The organism is Pseudomonas sp. GZD-222, assembly GCF_049310525.1.
In the GTDB taxonomy this organism is placed as follows: domain Bacteria; phylum Pseudomonadota; class Gammaproteobacteria; order Pseudomonadales; family Pseudomonadaceae; genus Aquipseudomonas.
Window position 1 is genome coordinate 1 of record NZ_JBMOWO010000071.1, and the last position, 13988, is coordinate 13988.

Here is a 13988-nt window from a genome sequence, read left to right on the forward strand (position 1 = left end):
GAGCGCCTCGTCGGTCAGCGCCTGCAGTTGCTCGTTCCACTGTTTGCCATTGGCGAAGTACAGGGCCTGGGCCCACTGTCCGAGCAGCTCGGGCTGACGCTCGGCCAGGGCGGCGGCACGCTCGAAGACCTTGGCCGCATCGGCTGGCCGCTCCTGGGCCATGTAAGCCCGACCGAGGAAGTACAGGCCTTCGGCTGAATCCGGTTGCGCCTCGACCGCCCGCTCAAGACGCGTGGTCATCTCTTCCATCGACTGCGGCGCCCTGGCGAACTGTTGGGTCAGTTCAACCTCCTCGCTGGCACCAAAGTGCAGGTACAGGCCCAGGCCCATCAGCGGCACCAGCACTGCGGCCAGCAACGGCAAGGGTTTACCCAGACGTCCCAGGCGCTGCGGCTCGGCATTTTCGGTGTCGGCCAACAACTCGCGCGCGGCCTCGTCCCGGCCCTTGGCCAGTTGCGCCTCATCGAGCACGCCAGCAGCCTGCTGGGCAGTCAGCTCGGCGACCCGCTCCTGGTACAGGGCGACGTTCAGTGCAGTGCGGTCTTCTTCCAGTTGCGCACGACGGCCGCGCAACACCGGGATCAGCAAAAAGCTCAGGGCCACCAGCAACAGCAGGCCTGCAGCAAGCCAGAAATCAGTCATGGGTCTGTTCTTTGTCCAGCAATTTGGCGAGGCGCTCACGCTCCTCGGGGGAAAGGTCGACAGGGCCACCAGCGCTCTGCGCCCGACGCTTGCGCACAATCAGTGCGAGCAGGCCAAAGCCGCCCACCAGCAACACGCCCGGGCCGAACCAGAGCAACCAGGTGCGGGCCGTCAGCTCGGGCTTGTAGCGCACGAAATCACCGTAGCGATCGACCATGAAGTCGATGATCTGCTGATTGCTCTTGCCCTCACCCAGCATGCGGAAGATCTCCCGGCGCAGGTCGGCGGCGATCGGTGCGTTGGAGTCGGCAATGTCCTGGTTCTGGCACTTGGGGCAGCGCAGTTCCTTGGTCAGGTCGTGATAGCGCTCGCGCTCGGCATCGTCAGCGAACTGATAGGTGTCGATAGCCGCCTGCGTCACCCCGGCCAGGCTCAGTCCCAACACGGCAGCGGTCAGCCAGCGCTTCATGGCTTGGCCTCATCGACCAGGCCCTGATACAAGGCGGCCAGTTGCTCACGCCAGACCGTCGCATCGACCACGCCCACGTGCTTGTAACGAATAATGCCCTTGGCATCGATCAGGAAGGTTTCCGGCGCACCGTACACACCCAGGTTCAAGCCGAGACCGCCCTGGTCGTCAGCGATGTTCAGCTGATAGGGGTTATGGAACTCGGCGAGCCATTTGATCGCTGCAGCGTTGTCATCCTTGTAGTTGACCCCATGGATGACCACGCCCTGCTCCGCCAGCTTGTTCAGGTACGGGTGCTCGACCTTGCACGACGGGCACCAGGTGGCCCAGACGTTGACCAGCGCCGGTTTGCCGATCAGGTCGGCCTGGGTCAGGGGCTTGCCATCCTGCACCGACTTCAGCGAGAACGCCGGGAACGGCTTGCCGATCATTGCCGACGGCAGCTCGGTGGGGTCGAGGAACAGTCCCCGATAGAGAAACACCGCCACCAGCAGAAACACTGCCAGCGGCAGCACCATGATCCAACGCTTCATGCAGTTGCTCCAGACATGCCCAGCACTTCACGCACCCGGGCTTTGACCTTGACCCGATAACGTCCATCCATGGCTGCCAGCAGGCCACCGAGGCCTGTCAGCAGACCGCCCAGCCAGATCCAGCGCACGAAGGGTTTGACGTGTACGCGTACCGCCCAGGCGCCGTTATCGAGCGGCTCGCCGAGGGCGACGTAGAGGTCGCGGGTGAAACCGGCGTCGATACCGGCCTCAGTCATCATCGACTGCTGCACGGTGTAGAGACGCTTCTCGGGATGCAGCACGCTGATTTCACGACCATCTTCGACCACCCGTACGGTGCCCTTGTCGGAGGTGAAGTTCGGCCCTTCGAAGTGTTTGGCACCTTCGAAGATGAACTGGTAACCGGCCAGCTCAACCGACTCGCCCGGTGCCAGGCGCAGGTCGCGTTCGGCACTGTTGTTGCTCGACAGCACCACGCCCAGGGCGCAGACCGCCAGCCCCAGGTGGGCGACGTGCATGCCCCAGTAGCTGCGGTTAAGACCGCGCAGGCCCTTGAGCAAGCCCTTGTGGCGGGTCTTGTCGAAGATGTCGCGCACACCGGCCAGAACAATCCACGCGGCCAGAGCGAAGGTGGTCAGCACCTGCCAATCGAAGTCGTCGACCAGCAGCCCGCCAATCGGCGCCAGCACGGCACTGGCGATCAGCACCGGAGTCAGCATGCCCAGCAGCCATTTGCTTGGCGTGTCTTTCCAGCGCACCAGCATACCGATGGCCATGACTGCCATCAGCAGCGCCATCAACGGAATGAACAGCGCATCGAAGTACGGCGGGCCCACCGACAGCTTGGCCCCGGTCAGCGCATCGAGAATCAGCGGATACAGGGTGCCGAGCAGGATCATCGAGGCGGCAACCACCAGCACAATGTTGTTGGCCAGCAGCAGTGTTTCCCGCGACCACAGGGCAAAGCCGACCTGGCTCTTGACCACCGGTGCGCGCAGGGCGAACAGGGTCAGCGAGCCGCCCACGACAAACAACAGGAAGATCAGAATGAACACGCCACGCTCCGGATCGGAGGCGAAGGCGTGTACCGACGTCAGCACGCCGGAACGGACCAGGAAGGTACCCAGCAGGCTCAACGAGAACGCCGCAATGGCCAGCAGCACGGTCCAGCTCTTGAACACCCCGCGTTTTTCCGTGACCGCCAGCGAGTGGATCAGCGCCGTGCCCACCAACCAGGGCATGAACGAGGCGTTTTCAACCGGATCCCAGAACCACCAGCCACCCCAGCCCAGTTCGTAGTAAGCCCACCACGAGCCGAGGGTGATACCGATGCCCAGGAACGCCCAGGCGACCAGGGTCCAGGGCCTCGACCAGCGTGCCCAGGCGGCATCCAGGCGACCGCCGAGCAAGGCGGCGATAGCAAAGGCGAACGCTACCGAGAAGCCGACATAGCCCATGTACAGCATCGGCGGGTGAACGATCAGGCCGATATCCTGCAGCAGCGGGTTGAGGTCGGCGCCGTCAGTCGGCACCTGCGGCAGCAGACGCTTGAACGGGTTGGACGTGACAATCAGGAACGACAGGAAGCCGACGCTGATCATGCCCATCACCCCCAGCACCCGGGCCAGCATCACCTGTGGCAACTGGCGGGAGAAAATCGACACGGCGAAGGTCCAGCCACCGAGGATCATCGCCCAGAGCAGCAGCGAGCCTTCGTGGGCACCCCATACGGCGCTGAACTTGAAATACCAGGGCAAGGCGCTGTTGGAGTTGTTGGCGACATAGGCGACCGAAAAGTTGTCGGTCATGAAGGCGTGGGTCAGGCAGGCGAAGGAGAATGCCAGGAACGCGAACTGGCCCCAGGCCGCAGGCCGCGCCAGGCTCATCCACAGGCTATCGCCACGCCAGGCGCCGAGCAGCGGCACCGTGGCCTGCACACAGGCGAAACAGATCGCGAGGATCATCGCCAGCTGGCCGAGTTCAGGAATGATCAGCGCCGCGTTCATGGTTTGACTCCCGCGCCGGTGGCCGCCTGGCCGCTTTCCTGGAGGGCCTTGGTGACCTCCGGTGGCATGTATTTCTCGTCATGCTTGGCCAGCACTTCATCGGCCACTACCACGCCCTCGGCATTGAGTTTGCCCAGGGCAACGATGCCCTGCCCTTCACGGAACAGGTCGGGGAGAATGCCGCGGTAGGTGATCGGTACCGATTTGTTGAAGTCGGTCACCACAAAACGTACATCGAGCGAGTCGCCCGTACGTTGCAGCGAGCCCTTCTCGACCATGCCGCCGGCACGAATACGGGTATCGAGCGGGGCTTCGCCGTTGGCGATCTGGGTCGGGGTGTAGAACAGGTTGATGTTCTGCTGCAGGGCGCTCAAGGCCAGGCCCACGGCGATGCCAACCCCGGCCAGCAGGCCGAGGATGATGAACAGGCGCTTCTTGCGTTGCGGATTCACTGGTTGTTCTCCCGGCGCAGACGACGCGCCTCTTCTTGCAGGTAACGGCGCCGCGCCTGCAAGGGCAAGGCAACGTTGACGGCCAGCACCAGCAGGCAGATGCCGTAGGCCGACCAGACGTACAGGCCGTGATGGCCCATGGCGAGAAAATCACTGAAAGAGGCAAAACTCATCGTGCCATCTCCCGACCCAGGCTGCTCAATACCTCCTCCCTGACCCAACTGGTGCGCGCTTCGCGCTTGAGCACTTCAAGGCGCATGCGCAGCAACAGCACGGCACCGAAGAAACAATAGAAACCCAGCACGGTCAGCAGCAGCGGCAGCCACATCTCCGCCGGCATGGCCGGTTTTTCCGTGAGGGTAAAGGTGGCGCCCTGGTGCAGGGTGTTCCACCACTCCACCGAGTACTTGATGATCGGGATGTTGATCACACCGACAATCGCCAGCACCGCGCAGGCCTTGGCCGCGCTCTCGCGATTACTGATGGCCTGGCCCAGGGCGATGAGACCGAAATACAGGAACAGCAGGATCAGCATCGAGGTCAGACGCGCATCCCAGACCCACCAGCTGCCCCAGGTCGGCTTGCCCCAGATGGCGCCGGTGACCAGCGCTACCGCGGTCATCCAGGCACCGATGGGCGCCGCACACTGCAGGGCAACGTCGGCAATTTTCATTTTCCATACCAGCCCGACCACCCCGGCCACGGCCAGCATCACGTAGCAGGACTGCGCCAGCATGGCTGCCGGTACGTGAATGTAGATGATCCGAAAGCTGTTGCCCTGTTGGTAATCCTGGGGTGCAAAGGCCAGCCCCCAGATCACGCCGATGCCGATCAACAGGATCGCGGCAACCGTCAGCCACGGCAGCATGCGGCCGCTGATGGCATAGAACCACTTGGGCGAACCCAGTTTATGAAACCACGTCCAGCTGATTACGCTGCTTTTCATCACGGTACATCCAGGGTCTTTGCTGGGCAGGGCCCAGACCTCATTATTCGCCGACGCTGATCTTCAGGCCAGCCGCTATTGCAAAGGGTGCCAGAGTTACTGCCAGGGCGGTCAGGCTACCAAGCCAAAGCAGATAACCGGTCGCCGGCATAGCTTGCAGTGCCGCCTGCAAGGCGCCACTGCCCAGGATCAATACCGGGATATATAACGGCAGAATCAGTAGCGCCAGCAGCAGGCCGCCACGTTTCAAACCGACTGTCAGGGCCGCACCCACGGCGCCCAGCAGGCTCAGTACCGGAGTACCGAGCAACAACGATGCCAGCAGCACCGGCAGACAGGCCGAGGGCAAACCTAGCATCAGTGCCAGCAAGGGTGCCAACAATACCAGTGCCAGCCCGGAAAAGGCCCAGTGTGCCAGTACTTTTGCCAGTACCAGAAGAGGCAGGGGGTGCGACGAAAGGACCCACTGTTCGAGCGATCCATCCTCGAAATCACTGCGGAAAAGCCCGTCCAGCGAGAGCAAAACCGATAAAAGGGCCGCTACCCAGACCAGCCCCGGAGACAAGGTTTGCAACAATTGAGTCTCGGGTCCGACCGCCAGCGGAAACAACGCGATGACAATGGCGAAGAACACCAGCGGGTTGGCCAGTTCGGCCGGACGCCGGCACAACAGACGCGCTTCACGACGCAACAACAGGACAAAGACACTCATGCGGCCCACTGCCCCAGGTTCAGTTCACGGTATCCGGACGGCTTGCGTTCCAGGCTGTGGTGGGTGGTCAGCACGACCATCCCGCCCTGCTCGCAATGGGCCGCCAGGTGCGCCTCGAGTTGAGCCACGCCCTGCTTGTCGAGGGCCGTAAAGGGCTCATCGAGAATCCACAACAGCGGACTGTCCAGGTACAGGCGGGCCAGGGCCACGCGGCGCTGCTGGCCCGCCGAAAGGGTATGACAGGGCACATCTTCGAAGCCGCGCAGGCCGACCGCTTCAAGGGCCTTCCAGATCGCTTGCGGTTCGGCCGGTCGATGCAGGGCGCACAACCAGGCAAGGTTCTCTTCAGGGCTGAGCAAGTCCTTGATACCGGCAGCATGACCGATCCACAGGAGGATCTTCGCCAGTTCGTGGCGCTGTTCGGCCAGGGGTTTGCCGTCGAGACGGATCTGCCCGGCCGTCGGGCTCATGAGGCCGGCCAGCAAGCGCAGCAGGCTGGTCTTGCCGCTACCGTTGGGGCCGCTGATCTGCAGCATGTCGCCTGCAGCCAGGTGCAGTTCGAGGTTTTCGAAGAGCATTCGCCAGTCGCGCTCGCAGGCCAGGCCCACGGCTTCCAGATGAGGGGTCACAGTTTCGCCTTATGCTTGGGATGCCTGTCTCAAGTCGGTCCCGGCCCTGCCGTTATACTGGCAGTGAAGATACGGCCCGGCCGCTCTGATCGCGAAAGATCGGGCGGCATTATACATGTGATGTCCTACTGCAAAGAGGGCTATTTCAACAGGTTGCCAGCTGATGACAGGCGAAATTAACAACCTTGGTGCGCAGATTCCGGCCAATGCTCAGCAGCGCTCGGCAATGACCGGCGAATTGCTGCGCCTGCTGCAGCCACAACAAGCCTTGCTGGCCCCCGGCGAAACCGCCAAGGCCGAGGTTCTGGCGCTGCGCCAGGTCGGCCAGGACTTCCAGATGCTGCTCAAGCTGACCCAGGAAAGCGGCAAACAAACCAATGTCCAGGCCAGCAGCAACCAGCCCCTGGCCCAAGGTAGTCAGCTGGCGGTCAGTCAGAGCAGCACCTCGAACCTGACCATCACCGTGCAACAGGCGATTGCCAACAGTGTGGCCAGCCTGACCCGCATCGATACCCGGCAAATGCCCATTGGCACCTTGTTGCAAGGTAAGGTTCTGACCAGTCAGGCCCTGCCCCAGACCGCCGGTCAACTGGCCCAGTTCCGTTCATTGGTGAGTCTGCTCGGCGGCCCCCAGGCCGGCGCTACCCTGACCATCGACAGCCCTCGCCCACTGCCGGTAGGCAGCTTGCTCAGCGCGCGAGTTCAGAGCGATCAATCGTTGAGCTTCGTGCCACTGAGCGGACGTCAGGAACAACTGGCAATTGCCCAACAACTGAGTACCCAACAAAGTCGCCAGGCTTCCCTGCAGGGCCTGCTCAATGCCCTGCAGCAGGCGCGCGACGACAACACCTCGTCCAGCGAACTGCGCGCCACGGTAGACAAACTGCTGGCCAGCCTGCCGGACGTACGCCAGCTCAGCGACCCCAAAGGCCTGGCACAGGCCCTGAACAACAGCGGTGTATTCCTGGAGGCCAAGCTGCTTGCCGGGCTGCCCGCCAATCTCGGACCCGACCTCAAGGCCCAGGTGGTACGCCTGGTCGCACAATTGCTGCCGGGTACTCCCGGCAATGTTCAGTTCAATCCGGCCGCCGCTGCCAGCACCCTGGTGCAGGCAATGCCCGGCATGGTCCGTACCGCCCTTGGCATGCTCGGCCAGGTAAGCCCGCGGCCACAGCCTGGCGGCTTTCCCCTGCCCTCGCGGCTATTGCAAAGCCAGGACGGCGAAGGCGACCTGGAACACCTGCTGCGCCTGGCCGCCGCGGCCATTTCGCGACTGCAAAGCCATCAACTGGCCAGCCTGGAGCAGACCGGCACTACTGCCGACGGTAATCTGCAGACCACCTGGCAGCTGGAAATCCCTCTGCGCACGGGCCAGGACTTCATGCCCGTACAAATGAAACTGCAGCGCGAAGAAACCCAGGAGCAGCAAAGCGATCCGGAGCGTGAGCTTCGCGATCCTCTGGAGATGCTCTGGAGTATCGAGCTGTCATTCGACCTGCACCCGCTGGGGCCTCTGCAGGTCCAGGCACAGATCCGCCAGGGCAGCCTGTCGAGTCAACTATGGGCCGAACTTCCGAGCACCGCGCAACTGATCGACAGCCAGCTGGGCAGTCTGCGCGAGCGTCTGCTGGCGCGCGGGCTGAATGTAGCCGAGTTGCACTGCCATCACGGCACACCGCCGCAAGGACCGCGTACCCGTCTGGAACAACGCTGGGTGGATGAAACCGCATGACCGACAAGACCCCACGCCAGGCCATTGCCCTGACCTACGACGGACAACAGGCCCCGACACTGAGTGCCAAGGGTGACGATGAACTGGCAGAGGCAATCCTGGCCATCGCCCGCGAACACGAAGTGCCGATCTACGAGAGTGCCGAACTGGTGCGCCTGCTGGCGCGCATGGAACTGGGCGACCGGATTCCCGAGGCACTGTACCTGACGATTGCCGAAATCATCGCCTTTGCCTGGCAGCTCAGGGGTAAGGTGCCAGCGGGATTCGCCGATGAGGGTCCACAGGAGCGGGATATCAGCCCGGCGAACCTGCGACTGCCCGAAATCGATTAACCAGCTGCAGGAAAGGCCTTGGCCGGCATGCGCATGAATGGCGACCCCTTCGCGGTCGATCGCCGGCTACGCCAGCTCCCACAAAAGTGAACCGACGCCAACAAGTTCAACAGTTAACCAGAAGCCTGAAGACTGGGCCCTGTGTGCCACAGGGCTCAATCCTCCCAGCCTCAGCTGCGATGCACCTTGCTCATCAACTCCGCCTCGGCCTGGGTCAGGCCACAAGACTGGGTCAACTCATCGACGCTCGCGCCCATACCGACCAATCGCGCCGCCTGGGCGAACGACAGGCTGTTGGGGTCGCGCTGCTCCAGCTGCAGGAGCTTGTCCGGCAGCGGCGCCACCGTCGCGCGCAACTCATGCAGGGCTTCGCCCATGCGTACGCTGCCGTTCTGGTAGTCGTCCAGGCGCTTGGCCAGGTCTTTGATGCGCTGGTCACGCAACGCATCGCCCTGGGCCTGCTGGGCAGCCAGCTCACGCTGGCGCTTGCTGTAGTTGAGGAAAAACCACAGGCTGATCGCCCAGAGCAACGCCAGAAATATGACTGCAACCTCAAAGATCAACTCAGATGTTCTCCAGCTCGGACCACTCTTCCTCGGTCATCATCTTGTCCAGCTCGACCAGGATCAGCAGTTCGTTGTTCTTGTTGCACACGCCCTGGATGAACTTGGCCGATTCTTCGTTACCGACATTCGGCGCGGTCTCGATTTCCGACTGGCGCAGGTAAACCACTTCGGCAACGCTGTCGACCAGGATGCCGACTACTTGCTTGTCGGCCTCGATGATGACGATACGGCTGTTGTCGGTGATTTCACTCGACATCAGGCCGAAGCGCTGGCGGGTGTCGATCACGGTGACGACGTTGCCACGCAGGTTGATGATGCCCAGCACATAACTCGGGGCACCCGGGACCGGGGCGATCTCGGTGTAGCGCAGGACTTCCTGCACCTGCATCACGTTGATGCCGTAGGACTCGTTGTCCAGTTTGAAGGTTACCCACTGCAGGATCGGATCTTCGGAACCTTGTGCAGACGACTTTTTCATTCCCCTATCCCTCAAAATCCGCCTTCGGCGGTGTGCTCAGTACGATCGCAGGCGCGACCGATTATTTATGGTTGGCGTGCAGCTGCTTGACCGCACCGCTGGCGATCAACTCGGCCAGTTCGGCAACGTCCAGCAACGCGCACATGTGTTCAATGACCGTACCGGCTAGCCAGGGTCGTTGACCGCGCTGGCTGCGCCATTTGATCTCGTTGGGGTCCAGGCGCAACGAACGGCTGACCTGATGTACAGCCAGGCCCCACTCATACCCCTGGACTGAAATTACATACTGCAGGCCCTGGCGAAAGTCGTCGCGGTAGCGGTCCGGCATGACCCAGCGCGCGGTATCGAGCACCTTCAGGTTGCCACTCTGGCTCGGCAGGATGCCCAGGAACCAGTCCGGCTGACCGAACAGCGGTGTCAGCTCATGCCCGGCCAGCGAATAAATCGACCCCAGGCACACCAGTGGTACCGCCAGGGTCAGCCCGGCGACGTCGAACAACAGACACTCGAACGGTTCGGCCGCCCATGCCGGACGCCCGTCAACCGTTACAGGCGGCACCGGCTGGTTGGGCGCAGGTGGCAAGTGGACTTCCACCAGCGGCTCGACCGGCGCAGGCAACGCAGTGGCCGGCTCGACACTGGCCAACTCAGGCTCAGGTTGCAGCGCTACAACCGGCATGACCGGCGGCAGCACCAGCGGTGCGGGTTCGGCAAAGGGCAGCGGCGCTACCGGGATCACTGCCGGACGAGGCGTCGGGGCAATCTGTGCATCGCGGGCCTGCTCCTCAAGCACTGCGGCCTGGAACTCGTCGATTGCGACTGATGGCTCCACCAGTTCCAGCACTTCAGTGGCTTCGTGGAGCAAACCATCAAGGTAGGACTGCAGTGCCAGTTGCGGACCCGTAGCAAGCTTTTGCGGGCGATTCATCAGGCCACCTGCTGGGCGATGTTGTGCGTCAGCAGGTGCTTGAGCAGGGCGCGATAGGCCACCACTGCGCGGCTCTTGCCATCGAATTGCGACGGTGTCAGCCCGGCACGACTGGCATCGCGCAGACGCGTATCGACCGGAATGTAGCCTTGCCAGATAGTCTCCGGATAAGCGTCGCGCAACACCCGCAGGGTGCCCATCGAGGCCTGGGTGCGGCGGTCGAACAGGGTCGGCACGATGTGGTATGGCAAGGCTTGCTTGCGCGAGCGATTGACCATGGCCAGGGTACTGACCATGCGTTCCAGCCCCTTCACCGCCAGATATTCGGTCTGTACCGGGATCACCAGTTGCTGGCTGGCCGCCAGCGCATTGACCATCAGCACGCCGAGCAGCGGCGGGCTGTCGATGATCGCGTAATCGAAATCCTGCCACAGCTGCGCCAGAGACTTGGCGATTACCAGGCCCAGGCCACTTTGTCCCGGTGACTGGCGCTCGAGCACCGCCAGCGCGGTACTGGACGGCAGCAGGGAAATGTTTTCGTCGCTGGTCGGCAGCAGCAGTTGCCCTGGCAAGCCTTCGGGCACCGTGCCCTTGTGCAGGAACAGGTCGTAGCAGCTGTGTTCCAGAACGTCCGGGTTGTGTCCGAAGTAGCTGGTCATGGACCCATGGGGGTCGAGGTCGACCACGACCACGCGCTTGCCCGCCTCGGCCAGCAAGCCGGCCAGGGCGATGGACGTGGTGGTCTTACCGACGCCACCTTTTTGATTGGCTACTGCCCAGACTCTCATTGCATTGCTTCCTCCCGGTACGACTACGTGCCGGTCCGGGAACGGTTTAGGTTCGGTGACGGAGGATTGACGCGATTGCCCCCCACCGTCGGTGATACCGCTGGCGGTGCAGATTGTGTGCCAGCCCGCTTCATTGCCGCATCCGGCGTGGCATTGGCACTGCCGGTACCGGTCAGGCTGCGGCGCACTTCAAGGTTGCGTGAAATAACCAGCACTACCCGGCGATTGCGCGCACGACCCTCGGCCGTGTCGTTAGCCGCGATCGGCTGGAACTCGCCATAACCGACCGAGGCCATGCGCGCCGGGTTGACCCCTTCCATTGCCAACAAGCGGACAATACTGGCCGCACGGGCCGAGGACAGTTCCCAGTTGGTCGGGTATTGCGCGGTGCGGATCGGCAAATCATCGGTGAAACCTTCGACATGCACCGGGTTGGCGAAGGGCTTGAGGATCTTCGCGACCTTTTCGATGATGTTGAACGCGACATCGCTGGGCATCGCATCACCGCTGCCAAACAGCAATGAAGAGTTGAGCTCGATCTCGACCCACAACTCGTTGCCACGCACGGTCATCTGGTCAGACTTGATCAGATCGCCAAAGGCGTCGCGCACGTCATCGGTAATGGTTTTCAACGGATCACTGCTGGTTTGCGCAAGACCGGCGTCGACCTGCTCGCTGTCCTTGATCAGCGGCTCGGCCGGCTTGACCGTCAGCGGCCGCTCTTCGCCGATGGGGATCGGCCGCATGCTCTTCTCGGGGTCGTTAAACACTCCGATCAGCGCCTGGGAGAGGATCTTGTACTTGCCCTCGTTGATCGAGGAAATCGAATACATGACCACGAAGAAGGCGAACAGCAAGGTGATGAAGTCCGCGTAGGACACCAGCCAGCGTTCGTGGTTTTCATGTTCCTCGGGTTGTCGACGGCGCGCCATGTGTTACTCCATGAAGCCCTGAAGCTTCAGCTCGATCGAGCGCGGGTTCTCGCCTTCGGCGATCGACAGCAGGCCTTCCAGGAGCATTTCCCGGTAGCGCGACTGACGCATGGCCAGGGCCTTGAGCTTGTTGGCAATCGGCAGCAGGATCAGGTTGGCACTCGCAACACCGTAAATGGTGGCAACAAACGCTACGGCAATACCGTTGCCCAGTTGCGAAGGGTCGGCCAGGTTGCCCATGACATGGATCAGGCCCATCACCGCACCGATGATACCGATGGTCGGCGCGTAGCCGCCCATGCACTCGAACACCTTGGCCGCCTGGATATCGCGGCTTTCCTGGGTGTAGAAATCCACCTCAAGGATGCTGCGAATGGCTTCGGGTTCGGCACCGTCGACCAGCAGTTGCAGGCCCTTGCGCGCATAAGGATCGGGTTCGGCATCCGCCACCCCTTCCAGGCCCAGCAGGCCTTCCTTGCGTGCAGTCAGGCTCCAGTTGACCACCCGGTCGATGCCGCCGGCCAGGTCGATACGTGGCGGAAACAGAATCCAGCGCACGATCTGCAGCGCGCGCTTGAAGGCACTCATGGGCGATTGCAGCAGTGCCGCGGCCAACGTGCCACCCAGTACGATCAGGGCCGCAGGGCCGTTGATCAGCGCCGACAGGTGACCACCCTCAAGGTAATTGCCGCCGATAATCGCGACAAAGGCCAGGATGATCCCGATTAGGCTCAAGACATCCATCAGACGCACGCCTCGACCAGGTGCTTGCCGATCTCGTCCAGGCTGTAGACCGCGTCGGCCAGGTTGGCCTTGACGATGGCCATGGGCATGCCATAGATCACGCAGCTGGCCTCATCCTGGGCCCACACCGTGCTGCCGCCCTGCTTGAGCAGGCGGGCGCCTTCACGGCCGTCGGCACCCATACCGGTGAGGACCACCGACAGCACCTTGTCGCCGTAGGATTTCGCCGCCGAGCCAAAGGTAATGTCCACACATGGCTTGTAGTTCAGGCGCTCGTCGCCCGGCAGGATCTTCACGGCACCGCGACCGTCGACCATCATCTGCTTGCCGCCCGGAGCCAGCAAGGCCAGGCCGGGGCGCAAGATATCGCCGTCTTCGGCTTCCTTGACGCTGATCTTGCACAGCTTGTCCAGGCGCTCGGCGAACGCCTTGGTGAAGGCCGCAGGCATGTGCTGAATCAGCACGATCGGCGCCGGAAAATTGGCTGGCAGCTGGGTCAGGACCCGCTGCAGTGCCACTGGACCACCGGTGGAGGTACCAATGGCGACCAGTTTGTAAGGCTTGCGCTTGGGCGCAGGCGAGGTAACCGACGCCGCTGCACGTACCGGTGCGGCAGCACGCGGTGCCGGGCTGCTGCCCAGGCTACTGACGCTTGGCTGAACCGGGCTGGCCGGCTGTGGCGCAGGCGCGGCATAGCTGCCCAGACGACGGTTGCTGCGGGAAATGGTATGCACCTTTTCACACAGCATCTGCTTGACCTTCTCGGGGTTGCGCGAGATGTCTTCGAAGTTCTTCGGCAGGTAATCGACGGCACCGGCATCCAGGGCGTCGAGGGTTACGCGCGCGCCTTCGTGAGTCAGCGAGGAGAACATCAACACCGGGGTCGGGCAGCGCTGCATGATGTGACGTACAGCGGTGATGCCATCCATCATGGGCATTTCATAGTCCATGGTGATGACATCGGGCTTGAGCGACAGTGCCTGGTCGATCGCTTCCTTGCCGTTGGTCGCGGTACCCACGACCTGAATAGTCGGGTCCGCTGAAAGAATTTCCGAGACTCGGCGGCGGAAGAAACCGGAATCATCCACCACCAGGACCTTGACTGCCATAAACACTCCAT

18 protein-coding genes are annotated in these 13988 nt (G+C 62.5%); 2 read left to right on the forward strand and 16 right to left on the reverse strand.

What is annotated here, in order from left to right:
* From ccmI to ccmA, 9 genes are all read right to left on the reverse strand, one after another.
* The coding region (gene ccmI, locus ACO6VD_RS13200; RefSeq protein WP_422419644.1) for a c-type cytochrome biogenesis protein CcmI at nucleotides 1–642 on the reverse strand (642 nt) is incomplete at its 3' end.
* Nucleotides 635–1111 (reverse strand): cytochrome c-type biogenesis protein, encoded by a 477-nt coding sequence (locus tag ACO6VD_RS13205; protein ID WP_400173663.1) that lies wholly within the window; start codon nucleotides 1109–1111, stop codon nucleotides 635–637. The genes ACO6VD_RS13205 and ccmI, both read right to left, overlap by 8 nt.
* Complete coding sequence (locus tag ACO6VD_RS13210; RefSeq protein ID WP_422419645.1) at nucleotides 1108–1644, reverse strand: DsbE family thiol:disulfide interchange protein; 537 nt, start codon at nucleotides 1642–1644, stop codon at nucleotides 1108–1110. Before ACO6VD_RS13210 ends, ACO6VD_RS13205 begins: the two co-directional genes overlap by 4 nt.
* The gene (locus ACO6VD_RS13215) at nucleotides 1641–3614 is read right to left on the reverse strand and encodes a heme lyase CcmF/NrfE family subunit (protein ID WP_422419788.1); all 1974 of its coding nucleotides are present in this window, start codon (nucleotides 3612–3614) and stop codon (nucleotides 1641–1643) included. The genes ACO6VD_RS13210 and ACO6VD_RS13215 overlap by 4 nt, the downstream gene beginning before the upstream one ends.
* Nucleotides 3615–3625: 11 nt before the next feature.
* Complete coding sequence (gene ccmE / locus ACO6VD_RS13220; RefSeq protein ID WP_422419647.1) at nucleotides 3626–4081, reverse strand: cytochrome c maturation protein CcmE; 456 nt, start codon at nucleotides 4079–4081, stop codon at nucleotides 3626–3628.
* Nucleotides 4078–4254 (reverse strand): heme exporter protein CcmD, encoded by a 177-nt coding sequence (gene ccmD, locus ACO6VD_RS13225; RefSeq protein WP_422419648.1) that lies wholly within the window; start codon nucleotides 4252–4254, stop codon nucleotides 4078–4080. Before ccmD ends, ccmE begins: the two co-directional genes overlap by 4 nt.
* Complete coding sequence (locus tag ACO6VD_RS13230; protein WP_157193475.1) at nucleotides 4251–5027, reverse strand: heme ABC transporter permease; 777 nt, start codon at nucleotides 5025–5027, stop codon at nucleotides 4251–4253. The genes ccmD and ACO6VD_RS13230 overlap by 4 nt, the downstream gene beginning before the upstream one ends.
* A gap of 43 nt (nucleotides 5028–5070) precedes the next feature.
* The gene (gene ccmB / locus ACO6VD_RS13235) at nucleotides 5071–5739 is read right to left on the reverse strand and encodes a heme exporter protein CcmB (RefSeq protein ID WP_038616869.1); all 669 of its coding nucleotides are present in this window, start codon (nucleotides 5737–5739) and stop codon (nucleotides 5071–5073) included.
* Nucleotides 5736–6368 (reverse strand): cytochrome c biogenesis heme-transporting ATPase CcmA, encoded by a 633-nt coding sequence (gene ccmA / locus ACO6VD_RS13240; RefSeq protein WP_422419651.1) that lies wholly within the window; start codon nucleotides 6366–6368, stop codon nucleotides 5736–5738. The genes ccmB and ccmA overlap by 4 nt, the downstream gene beginning before the upstream one ends.
* A gap of 163 nt (nucleotides 6369–6531) precedes the next feature.
* On the opposite strand from ccmA, the gene ACO6VD_RS13245 reads away from it, so the two are divergent.
* Both ACO6VD_RS13245 and ACO6VD_RS13250 read left to right on the forward strand, forming a co-directional pair.
* Nucleotides 6532–8100, forward strand: coding sequence for a flagellar hook-length control protein FliK (locus tag ACO6VD_RS13245; RefSeq protein ID WP_422419652.1), 1569 nt, complete (start codon nucleotides 6532–6534; stop codon nucleotides 8098–8100).
* Nucleotides 8097–8432 carry an EscU/YscU/HrcU family type III secretion system export apparatus switch protein gene (locus ACO6VD_RS13250; protein WP_422419654.1) on the forward strand — a complete coding sequence of 112 codons (336 nt, stop codon included), beginning with the start codon at nucleotides 8097–8099 and terminating at the stop codon, nucleotides 8430–8432. The genes ACO6VD_RS13245 and ACO6VD_RS13250 overlap by 4 nt, the downstream gene beginning before the upstream one ends.
* Nucleotides 8433–8602: 170 nt before the next feature.
* Here ACO6VD_RS13250 and ACO6VD_RS13255 read toward each other — a convergent pair whose 3' ends face one another.
* The 7 genes from ACO6VD_RS13255 to ACO6VD_RS13285 all read right to left on the reverse strand — a co-directional run bounded on the left by ACO6VD_RS13255 (nucleotide 8603) and on the right by ACO6VD_RS13285 (nucleotide 13977).
* Nucleotides 8603–8995 (reverse strand): DUF2802 domain-containing protein, encoded by a 393-nt coding sequence (locus tag ACO6VD_RS13255; protein WP_400172249.1) that lies wholly within the window; start codon nucleotides 8993–8995, stop codon nucleotides 8603–8605.
* A 1-nt stretch (nucleotide 8996) separates the two neighbouring features.
* Nucleotides 8997–9476: a chemotaxis protein CheW gene (locus ACO6VD_RS13260; RefSeq protein WP_028945467.1), complete on the reverse strand. Its 480-nt coding sequence runs from the start codon at nucleotides 9474–9476 to the stop codon at nucleotides 8997–8999.
* A 61-nt stretch (nucleotides 9477–9537) separates the two neighbouring features.
* On the reverse strand, nucleotides 9538–10404 hold the full coding sequence (locus ACO6VD_RS13265; RefSeq protein WP_422419656.1) for a chemotaxis protein CheW: 867 nt from the start codon (nucleotides 10402–10404) through the stop codon (nucleotides 9538–9540).
* Nucleotides 10404–11192 (reverse strand): ParA family protein, encoded by a 789-nt coding sequence (locus ACO6VD_RS13270; protein ID WP_422419658.1) that lies wholly within the window; start codon nucleotides 11190–11192, stop codon nucleotides 10404–10406. The genes ACO6VD_RS13265 and ACO6VD_RS13270 overlap by 1 nt, the downstream gene beginning before the upstream one ends.
* A gap of 23 nt (nucleotides 11193–11215) precedes the next feature.
* Entirely contained in the window at nucleotides 11216–12124 is a 909-nt protein-coding gene (gene motD / locus ACO6VD_RS13275) for a flagellar motor protein MotD (RefSeq protein WP_422419660.1), read from the reverse strand.
* 3 nt (nucleotides 12125–12127) lie between these two features.
* Nucleotides 12128–12868: a flagellar motor protein gene (locus ACO6VD_RS13280; protein ID WP_400172252.1), complete on the reverse strand. Its 741-nt coding sequence runs from the start codon at nucleotides 12866–12868 to the stop codon at nucleotides 12128–12130.
* Nucleotides 12868–13977, reverse strand: a complete 1110-nt coding sequence (locus ACO6VD_RS13285; protein ID WP_422419662.1) for a protein-glutamate methylesterase/protein-glutamine glutaminase — start codon at nucleotides 13975–13977, stop codon at nucleotides 12868–12870. The genes ACO6VD_RS13280 and ACO6VD_RS13285 overlap by 1 nt, the downstream gene beginning before the upstream one ends.
* Nucleotides 13978–13988 lie beyond the last annotated feature (11 nt).